The sequence below is a fragment of the Maribacter sp. genome (assembly GCA_020629415.1).
Taxonomy (GTDB): domain Bacteria; phylum Bacteroidota; class Bacteroidia; order Flavobacteriales; family Flavobacteriaceae; genus Maribacter; species Maribacter huludaoensis.
Window position 1 is genome coordinate 18,765 of record JAHDDL010000043.1, and the last position, 10,280, is coordinate 29,044.

Here is a 10,280-nt window from a genome sequence, read left to right on the forward strand (position 1 = left end):
AAAAGGTTTTAAACTTAGCAATGACCGTTTAAATGACATATTTATTGTTTACAAATTTAACCGAAGAAAAAAACGATTCTTTTTTTGTTGAGGCTCGGCTTTGTTTTTCGGAGGAATTTGTAACTAAGTTTGAAAAGTATAAACGTTGGCAAGATGCAAAATCTACCATATTGGGAAGATTGCTTTTGGCATACGGATTAAAGAATTTATATCAAATAGATATAGACGACCTCAAAATGAATTTTACAAAGGATAAAAAACCCTTTATAGAAAATTCGGCTATCAAATTCAACATATCACACTCCAATGATGTAATTGTTTGCGCAATTACATCTGTAGGTGAGGTAGGTGTAGATGTGGAGAAGATCAATGATGTAAATATCCAAGATTTTAAAGGTCAATTTTCGCAGGTAGAATATGATGCTATAATAAATTCATCAAATGAACTGCAACAGTTTTATACGTATTGGACCCAAAAAGAAGCTGTTGTAAAATGTTATGGGTCTGGCTTGAATATACCTTTAGATTCTTTTGAAATAATAGATAATGTTACTCTGGTAGACAAACAACGCTATTATGTAAAGGAGTCTATTTTAGGTGCTGCATACAAGTGTCATACGGCCACCAACACTTATTTATCTGATGATAAAATGGAGATAATTAAAATCGGTTCATCAAATTTATCGGATTTTATGTCGTTATACAATTTCAGGTCTTTTAAATAATGGCGGTAAACATCGCATTTGGCCGTTAAAGTGTTCTCCCCTTAATTTAAACTACGCCGTAGTCAGGTTAGAATTACCGTAATTCTTTATTACGACGATTTTATAAACTAGAATATCGGAATAAAGATGAAACAGGTTTTTGTTTAAATTAATTTTGAAGTTCACTATGAACATTAACTAAAAGCTACAAATTATTTATTTTATGAAAGCTGTATTCTCCCAAATTAACCTAAAAAGAACAAAAGCCAATCTGCTTAAATTTTCTTTGCTACTGGTAGTTGCATTACAAATTACATCGTGTGGCAGTGCTAAAAAATCATCTTACTTTAATGAGGTGGGCAACAACTCGTTCGCAACTTATTTTGAGCCTTTAGAGCCTATTTTGCAAAAGAACGATTTGTTAAGTATAAATATAACCAGTTTAAATGCAGAAGTAACAGAGATGTTCAATCTTGCCAATAAATCTGGAGGAGCACAACCTACAGGATATTTAATAGATCAAGACGGGTACATACGTTTTCCAGTTTTGGGTAAAATAGAAGTATCTGGGTTGACCAAAAAAGAACTGAGAGAATATATTAGAGGTGAGTTGATTTCTAAAAGATTATTAATGGAGCCAATTGTGGATATCCGTTTTATGAACTTTAAAGTTTCTGTATTGGGAGAGGTAAATCAGCCTGCTGTATTTACAATCCCTAATGAGAAAGTAACTTTATTGGAAGCTTTAGGTATGGCCGGTGATATGACGATTTATGCACAACGCAACAATGTGTTGCTGATCAGCGAAGAAGATGGTATTAAAAGCACCAAGAGAATAGATTTGACTTCAGACGAATTATTTACCTCACCTAACTATTATCTAAAACCAAATGATATTGTGTACGTGCAGCCAAACGATAGAAAGGTTAGAAACACCTCTAATGCTGCCCAATGGTTTTCTGTAATACTAGGCTCTTTATCATTGGCGGTAATCTCTATTTCTACTTTTAAGTAAACGTAACAATATATGCCAATAAAAAACAGTTTACTTAAAACTTAAGTTCCTGGAGCCAATTTAAATTGGTTATAGGTACTGTAGCTTAATTACCTTATAAAATTGAATGTAATGACCGAAAAGGAATATTTCGATTCACAACTATCTTCTAAAGAAAATGAAGAAAATTTTGATTTGAAAGCACTATTTAGCAAATACCTTAAATCATGGAAGTTGTTCTTAATTTCCTTGATTGTTTTCTTGACATTGGCAATTCTTGCTTTGCAGTTTGTGAATACCTCATATGAGGTAACCAGCAAAATACTTTTGAATAACGAAACCTCTAATATTGATGCCTCTGGTAACAACCTGGTAAACAATAATCCGTTTAGTAATTCAGAAAAAGTAAACAATGAAATTGAAGTACTTACTTCTGTACATTTAATGCGCTCCGTATTGGACAGTTTGTCATTGCAGGGTAAAGTAATGACTCCGGATGTTTTTCCGGAAACAGAATTGTACGGGTCTCAATTGCCTTTCAAAATTGTGGTAGACACGTTGTTTCCATTAGCATATGACACCACTTTAAAGATTAAAATTGAAGGTAGCGATAGCTTTAGTGTTTCCGAAGAGTTTGAAGATGCCGGGGATGTTTTAAGTTCTACAAGTTCATCTTATGGTTTTAACAAATACAATTATGGTTATAAGATTGAAAAACCATATGGTAACTTCCATTTAGTGGCAAATAACAAGTCAGTCTCAACAGCTAAAGAATTTGTAGTTGAATTTAGGGATATTGATGAGCTGGCACACGATTATGTTAAAAAAGCTTTGAACGTATATGTTGTAAATAAAGATGCTTCAGTTATAAACATCGTGTTAAAAGAATCAAATCCTGAAAAAGGTGAGGACATTATCAACGGTTTGGTTGAAATGTACGGGTATAAAGCGTTTTTAGAAAAAAATGCCATTGCATTAGAAAATGTAAAATTTATAGATAATCGTTTAAACAGCCTTTCTGCAGAACTTAGTGAAGTAGAAATGAACGTAGCTCAGTTTAAAACAGAGAATGAGCTCGCCAATGTTGAATTGGATGCAAATTCTTTTTCTGAACAAGAAATTGATTATGATCGCAAATTGGCAGATTCTGAAATTGAATTGAAAGTATTGAGTTCAATTGAACGTAATTTAAAAAGGGGAGATAATGAGTCTACTATCAACTCTTTAAATGTATCTAGTTCTAACCTAACGTATTTAATAGATAGTTATAACAAGTTACAGATAGATAGAAAAAGGTTGCAACGAACAGTGCCGGAAAACAACCCGAGAATGGTTGATATTAGAGATCAATTGGCACAATTAAAGCGTAATATTCTAGGTAGCCTTTCTACTTCTAAGCAAAGTTTGCGTACAACCATTGCCAGTATCAAGAACAGGTCTGATGAATTTGCGGAGAAAAAACAGAGGATACCGTCAATGCAACGTCAATTGCTTGAAATTAGTAGAGAACAGGGAATAAAGGAAAATTTGTTTTTATACCTACTTCAAAAGCGAGAGGAAGCTGCTTTAATGGTTGGCGCCAAACAAGATAATTTTACTGTAATAGATAAAGCCATTACGGATTATGAGTCTGGTTCTTCAAGTAAAAAATTATATGTGCTAATAGCTTTATTGATGGCTCTTGCGTTACCAATAGGTATCATTCATTTAAAAGATATTTTAAATACCAAAGTAAAGGGTGCCAAAGATATTGAGAAAAGAACAAGTGTACCGGTTATAGGTGAAATTGCACATAATAATTCTAGAAAAAACTTAATAGAAAAAGGGGAGGAAGTAAGTGCCTTGGCAAAAGGTTTTAGAATGATGAGAATGAACTTGGACTTTATTTTGTCGAAAAAGAAAGTGCAGACCGTTTTGGTTACCTCTGCAATAAAAGGTGAGGGAAAAACATTTTTCTCTTCTAATATGGGTGTAGCATTGGCATCATCAAGTTCTAAAGTGGTGATTTTGGAATTGGATAAACATAACCCGGAACTTATTGAAACCTTAGGGGAGACAAAAAGGGAATTTGGTGTTACCAATTACCTTAATCAACCCTATAATACCATTACCGTAAATGATCTTTTAATTCCGGTTAGTGGAAATGCCAATTTATTTGCTATTGGTTTAGGAAATGAAAAAATAGATGGCCTGGAGTCTTTTGGCTCTAAGAAAATGGAAGAGTTAATGGAACAGTTAAGAAAAGAGTTCGATTATATCCTAATTGATTCGTCACCTATAAAAACATTGGCAGATACCCTTGCATTATCAAAGTACACGGATTGTTGCCTTTATATGGTAAGGTCTGGACATTCTAAGCTAGAAGATTTAAGTATTATAGAAGATGTTAGAACCAACAAAAAATTCAAGAACCCAATGGTAGTAATGAATGATGTTAGTTCTAATAAATAGGTTGATCATTATCTATAATACTAAGCTCAAGGAAAAACAAAAATGAATATAAATTATATTGTCACTTTATTCTTTTTACTGTTCGCTTCTAAAGCAAATATCTTAGTTAAAAGTAATTTAGCTTGGTTTTGTTTAGAGGTGTTTATGATAATAATTGCCCTTAAGTTTAATAGGGTAAAGAAAAAAGATGTACAGTTTTTTATATTAAGTATTGTAATTTTTTTCATCTATATCTTATTCCGATTTAAATTAAATCAATTGCCTACAGATTATTTAAAGAGCGATATATTTTATTTTTTCAAATTTGTCTTAACATCTTATTTGTTCTGTTTGATCTTAAAGGAAAAGACATTATACTATTTGGTAAAGGTAATTTCACATTTGGCATTGATATCCCTTGTATTTTATGTAGTACAATTTTATCAAGACGGTGCAATAGTAAAGGCAATAGGTAAAGCATTTGAAAGTGTTACCGTAGAAACATTTTCTTTACGTTATACTAACTTTTTAATATTTACATATGATACTGTTCATTATTATAGAAATTCTGGTTTTTGTTGGGAACCTGGTGCTTTTGGTTCATTTTTGACATTGGCCTTATTATTTAATTTCCTAATAAATAATTTCAAGCTGAATAAAGAGGCCTTCATCATTACGTTGGCAATTTTAACTACGGTGTCCACAACGGCATATTTAGGGGTGTTCCTATTATTTTTCTTAAGGTACAGAGTACTTAACAAAGGAAGTAAAGTGGCAATAATCGTGTTTGCGATCGTGTTTGCAATAGCCATTCCTAACGTGCCTTTTTTAGGAGAAAAAATTGTTGAAATCTATGATCAAGATATTAGGGACCTAAAAGAGCTGGAACAATTGTCCAACTATTACGAAGATGTGCAAAGACAAATACCTTTAAATAGATTTGCCAGTGTAATTTTTCTTTATGAACAGTTTGACTGGAAACTTTTCTTAGGGGTCAGTAATCAGTATGACGAGTATTATATCAATGAATACAATGTAAATATATCTAATGGTATAATGGATTTTATCACAAAATTCGGGGTTGTAGGCCTGTTCGTGTTGCTCTATCGATATGGTAAACTTTGTAAGGTTTATTTAAGAAAAATGGAGTATGTAGTCTATGCTATACTTATATTGATAATTCTAAGTTTTGGTGAACCTATTCTTATGCTACCTATATGTGTCATGTTCATATTTTTACCGACATTTAAAAACAAAGATTTTTCAGCTTTGTCCTTTTATTACAGAACTAAATACTTAGCATTGCAAAAAACCGAAAATTTATAATGGTCAAAAGGTTTAATTCCATAAAAGTGCTTATTCAATCTTATTTCCAAGGAAATTCTAGGACTAGTCTGTTGATTAAGAATGTTTTTTCTTCGTTGATTTTAAGAGGCTTGGGTACGGCCATTAACTTCTTGTTCGTTCCTTTGGTTATAAATTTTGTAAACGCGGAACGTTACGGTATTTGGTTAACGTTAAGTTCCGTATTAACATGGTTTACCCTGTTGGATATTGGTTTTGGCAACGGTCTACGCAATAAATTCTCGGAAGCCGTAGCGCTAGATGATATTAAGGAGCAGCGTAAACTGGTTCATACCACTGCGGCCGTTTTAATATTGATATCGACCATCATATTTATCTTAAACGTGATATTTACGGATCAAGTGAAATGGGATGAATTTTTGGGTGTAGATGCATCGTACCGTACAGAACTACAACAGTTGGTGTTCCTATTAATATCTTTTTTTAGCTTACAGTTTATTTTTCAAATTTATAATCCTATACAATTTGCCCTGCAAAAGCCCGCAATGATTGCTAGAACAATTTTACTGGGTAATGTACTGGGCTTAATGGGTATTCTGTACCTAAGGGAATTCTCAGAGCCTTCTTTGTTTAATTTAGGTTTTGTGGTTATGGGTAGTAATGTACTCTCCATATTTCTATTTACCGCATATTTCTTTGTAGTACAAAGACCGGATTTAATACAGAAAATAGAAAAACCTACTATGGATACCTTAGGGTCTATCTTTTCCCTTGGTATCAAATTTTTCTTTTTGAACATTGCCTACATGGTGCAGTTTCAAACAAGTAATTTTTTAATAAGTAAATACTTTACCCCAGAAAAGGTAACGGAATTCAATATTGCCTTTAAGCTCTTCAGTGTTGCTTCTTTGATATTTGGTATCATATTAAGTCCGGTGTGGAGTTCCGTAACCAATGCCCAAGTAAACAATGATTATACTTGGATTAAAAAATTAATTAAAAAGCTACTGCTTATTTGGGGCGTAATTGCCGTAGGCTGTTTGATCGGGCTGTTATTGGCGCCTACCATCTATAATTTATGGATCGGTGATATCATAACCATACCGTTCATAACCTCGTTGGGTGTTGTTCTTATTGTGCTGTCCAACTGCTTTTCAGAAATATTTATCAGTGTGCTCAATGGTATGGGCAAGGTTAATTTACAGTTCTATATATCCATATTTGTAATCATATTTTTTGTGCCAATAGCTTATTTTCTTTCTGTAGAAATGGGTTATGGAATTTTTGGAATATGTATGGCAATAGTAGTTACCAATGTCAACGGGTTACTCGTTGCACCGTACCAAGTGTATGTAGAAATGAGAAAAAATCGAAAGTTACCAGCTTAAGAGTTGAAATAATATAGAGATGATGTCAACTAAAGAAAAGAAAATAATTAGTGTTTTGCTTACATGTCACAACCGTAAGATGAAAACGTATAGCTGTTTGCAAGCATTGTCTAAATGTACTTTGGATGATAATTTTGAATTGAAGATTTTCTTGGTAGATGATGGTAGTACGGACGGTACTACGGATTATTTACAAGGAAAATTTGAAAACCTTCATATCATACAAGGTTCCGGAGATCTTTTCTGGGCCGGCGGTATGCGTAAAGCTTGGAAGTTTGCAAATGAGCACGAAAAAAATACAGATTATTATTTACTGTTAAATGATGATACTATTGTTTTTGAAGATACTATTACACGCTTGTTCAGCGACCTAAAATATACTAATGAGCCTAAAAGTATTGTTGTAGGGCCCACTTTAGATCCAGATACTAAAAAGATTTCATACGGTGGGCATCAACTACTGAACAGACTTACGTTTAAAAGCAAAATGTTGATACCAAATAACGAGTTTCCGCAAAAGTGCGAATTGGGCAACGCCAATATTATGTTGGTACCCAAGGCCGTTTATGAAGAAATTGGTTCGCTTACGGAAAGCTATACCCATGGTATCGCAGATTTTGATTATACCTTAAAGGCTTTGGATAGTGGTATAAATACCTATATTTCTAGTGCAAGTTGTGGGTACTGTGTCAACGATCATGGCGTAAATTGGCTAACCCAAAAAAGTAATTTAATGGATAGAATCAAGTACTTGTATAGTCCTACAGGATTATCGTACAAAGAATATTTACAATTTGTTAAAACACATTTTCCTTTACACCTGCCACAAGCGTTTATATTGTTGTGGGGTAAGACCTTGTTCCCTATTATTTGGCAATTATTTAAAAATAAAGACTATTTAAAATGAGAACAACTACACCACAAGCACCAGTACTTTTTATCATTTTCAATAGACCTGAGCAAACAAAGAGGGTATTTGAAATGATACGGAAGGCGCAACCTAAGAAACTTTACGTTGCGGCAGATGGACCACGAAGTAATGGTAAAGATGATCAACGCTGTAAAGAAACTAGAGCTATTATAGATTTAGTGGATTGGGACTGTGAGGTTAAAACGTTGTTCAGGGAACAAAATGTTGGCTGTGGCCTAGGTCCCAAAACTGCCATAGATTGGTTTTTTGAAAATGAGGAAGAGGGTATTATATTGGAAGACGATTGTTTGCCATCAGAAAGTTTTTTTAGGTTCTGTTCAGAATTGTTGGAAAAGTATCGGGATAATAGCCAGATAATGCATATTGGTGGCTCTAATTTTCAGAATGGTTATGTGTCAGATTCCGAGTACTCTTACTACTTCTCTTATTTTAGTCATGAATGGGGCTGGGCAAGTTGGCGCAGAGCTTGGAAACATTATGACTATGAAGTGTCAACGTATCCGGAATTAAAGAAGAAAGGATACTTCGACAACTATTTCTCTAACTTCATTGAAAAGAAATACAGACTTAGTAAGATTGAAAAAACAATGAAGGCCAAAGATGTTTCATGGTGGGACTATCAGTGGGATTATACAAAACTGGTCAATTCCGGCCTATCTATCATACCCCATCAAAATATGATTCAAAATCTTGGTTTTGGGGAAGATGCAACACACACCATTAGTGCAAACGATGACAGACAGCATAATATAGCTCATGAAATAAGCTTTCCTTTGGTGCATCCTAATTTTGTAATAAGAGATACCAAGGCAGATAGGAGGTACTTTAATTGCTTTTTCAAAAGGACTATCTTACGTAGAAAAATATTGGGGTTCTTAAGAATACCGGGGTATTCTACTCGCGGGTAAGTATATGAAACAAGTTTTACTTAAGGGTGGAGTTGCTGTTAATTATCTGTAGTACAACCAAAATCCAATACTATAGGGTCTCTTGGTTCAAAATCGATATCGTCCCTGTAATCTGCCTGCTCAAAACTATAGGCAGGCCAAATGATGTTCGTTGGGTTACAAGACCCATAAACTAGGCAGTCAATTATTTTATTGCCGCCAGAAGTATCAAAAGCTGCAAATATCAATGAGCCAGATTCCGGTACACCTCTATTTTGACCTAATTCTCCACAGATTATTTCTTTTGCACGTAATCTGTTAAAGGTTACATTTCCAGAACCTTCAACTGATGATGCAACACCATTGCCCATCTGCAAAAAGTCAACATCTTCCACAAGTCCGCCAGTGCCGCCGCGTGCACCTTCCGTATTCTGGTCTTCGAACATGACACCAACGCCCCTTGGGCTGTTGTTGCCTACGATCAATCCTTTCTTTATTTGCTGTCCGGCACTTTTATAGACACTAACATTGTCTTCTGTCCATGCAATTTCCCTGTCATTGATTACCGAAAAATTCTCCAATAATCCACCTATGCATTTATCATATTGTACCAATTGCCCTCTTGGAAAAGGACCCCTCATATTGTGGCCTTCAATAAAGGTCAATACAGATTCATCACATTGGTCCAATCTAATACCGGTAGAGCCATCTTCTACCTTAACATGTGATAGGATCAAATTTTCGGAAGCAAATCCTTCTATGCAATTTCTGGTGGCATCAGGTAAAGGTCCGGTAGCAGGGGCATCCGTATATTTTATATAGCTATTTTCTATGGTCAGATTATTTGCCCTGGCAAATTTGATGCCCACAAAGGCACCGGTGTATTCTATGATACAGTTTGATATGACTACACCGCTAAAATCATTAATTTCTATACCATGTTGGTTTGATGTTCTTATATGCAGGTTTTCAATTCGCTGGTTGTTTTCGGTAACGATTATTGGACCGGACTCCTGATGGATGTTCGTACATGGGGATTCTACAATTTCGGGTTCTTCATTTACAGATTCCGTTATGGTAGGTATAACCGTATAATTTTCTTCTTCGCCAGCATCAGAAGTAACGGTATAGGTCACTTCTTCGCTAAAATCTTGTGGAGTATCGGTATCGGGTATGACCGTTGAAGCAGAATCTACGGTAATGGTTGGTTTCAATGCAAGTGTAGTAGTGCTACTGGTGTCTATTTCAACATATATCAGATTTTTATCTTCATCTATTACACCTATTATATCCGTATTCAGACCTTGGTTGTCAACAGATTGAATGCTAAATTCGGTAATTCTAAGAAGTGGAATAAAAATGGATTCTTCTGTAGTACGATCGGTTATGATGGTTTCGCTAAGGATATCTTGGTCAGACGTGCATGATCCTAATTGCAATAGAGGTAACGCAAATAACATTAGAAAAACTACCGAAGAATTGAAGTACATAGTTTGAAATCTAGCTTTAACCATAATCCTATTTTTTTTACTAACCATGAACTGTATATTCTTGCTTAGTTGAAAATACCTACTCCTTTTAGATAACTAGATTTCTTAGGTAATGTTGTTCATGTTATATGAAGTTCGATTAACGGTAATT

Annotated in this window: 8 protein-coding genes; 7 read left to right on the top strand and 1 reads right to left on the bottom strand. The window is 34.3% G+C overall.

Translation table 11 applies throughout. The annotated features are described in order from the left end of the window. Positions 1-32 precede the first annotated feature (32 nt). The 7 genes from QZ657_RS14625 (at position 33) to QZ657_RS14655 (ending at position 8,660) form a co-directional block, all read left to right on the top strand. Positions 33-725, top strand: a complete 693-nt coding sequence (locus QZ657_RS14625) for a 4'-phosphopantetheinyl transferase family protein (protein ID WP_291967830.1) — start codon at positions 33-35, stop codon at positions 723-725. A gap of 202 nt (positions 726-927) precedes the next feature. Continuing rightward, positions 928-1,719 (top strand): polysaccharide biosynthesis/export family protein, encoded by a 792-nt coding sequence (locus QZ657_RS14630; protein WP_291961605.1) that lies wholly within the window; start codon positions 928-930, stop codon positions 1,717-1,719. A gap of 111 nt (positions 1,720-1,830) precedes the next feature. Next, complete coding sequence (locus QZ657_RS14635) at positions 1,831-4,149, top strand: GumC family protein (protein ID WP_276471420.1); 2,319 nt, start codon at positions 1,831-1,833, stop codon at positions 4,147-4,149. 330 nt (positions 4,150-4,479) lie between these two features. Beyond that, a complete protein-coding gene (locus tag QZ657_RS14640; RefSeq protein WP_276471421.1) occupies positions 4,480-5,454 on the top strand; it encodes a hypothetical protein in 975 nt (324 codons plus the stop codon). Further along, on the top strand, positions 5,454-6,821 hold the full coding sequence (locus QZ657_RS14645) for a lipopolysaccharide biosynthesis protein (protein ID WP_276471422.1): 1,368 nt from the start codon (positions 5,454-5,456) through the stop codon (positions 6,819-6,821). Before QZ657_RS14640 ends, QZ657_RS14645 begins: the two co-directional genes overlap by 1 nt. A gap of 22 nt (positions 6,822-6,843) precedes the next feature. Continuing rightward, complete coding sequence (locus tag QZ657_RS14650) at positions 6,844-7,728, top strand: glycosyltransferase family 2 protein (protein ID WP_291967832.1); 885 nt, start codon at positions 6,844-6,846, stop codon at positions 7,726-7,728. After that, a complete protein-coding gene (locus QZ657_RS14655; protein ID WP_291961600.1) occupies positions 7,725-8,660 on the top strand; it encodes a nucleotide-diphospho-sugar transferase in 936 nt (311 codons plus the stop codon). Before QZ657_RS14650 ends, QZ657_RS14655 begins: the two co-directional genes overlap by 4 nt. Before the next feature lie 38 nt (positions 8,661-8,698). On the opposite strand, the gene QZ657_RS14660 is transcribed toward QZ657_RS14655, so the two are convergent. Then, complete coding sequence (locus QZ657_RS14660; RefSeq protein ID WP_291967831.1) at positions 8,699-10,153, bottom strand: right-handed parallel beta-helix repeat-containing protein; 1,455 nt, start codon at positions 10,151-10,153, stop codon at positions 8,699-8,701. Positions 10,154-10,280 lie beyond the last annotated feature (127 nt).

Excerpts from the sequence above, each read along its gene's own strand:
- QZ657_RS14655 (WP_291961600.1), top strand. The coding sequence starts at position 7,725 with ATGAGAACAACTACACCACAAGCACCAGTACTTTTTATCATTTTCAAT.
- QZ657_RS14630 (WP_291961605.1), top strand. The coding sequence starts at position 928 with ATGAAAGCTGTATTCTCCCAAATTAACCTAAAAAGAACAAAAGCCAAT.
- QZ657_RS14650 (WP_291967832.1), top strand. The coding sequence starts at position 6,844 with ATGTCAACTAAAGAAAAGAAAATAATTAGTGTTTTGCTTACATGTCAC.
- QZ657_RS14635 (WP_276471420.1), top strand. The coding sequence starts at position 1,831 with ATGACCGAAAAGGAATATTTCGATTCACAACTATCTTCTAAAGAAAAT.
- QZ657_RS14625 (WP_291967830.1), top strand. The coding sequence starts at position 33 with ATGACATATTTATTGTTTACAAATTTAACCGAAGAAAAAAACGATTCT.
- QZ657_RS14660 (WP_291967831.1), bottom strand. The coding sequence starts at position 10,153 with ATGGTTAAAGCTAGATTTCAAACTATGTACTTCAATTCTTCGGTAGTT.
- QZ657_RS14645 (WP_276471422.1), top strand. The coding sequence starts at position 5,454 with ATGGTCAAAAGGTTTAATTCCATAAAAGTGCTTATTCAATCTTATTTC.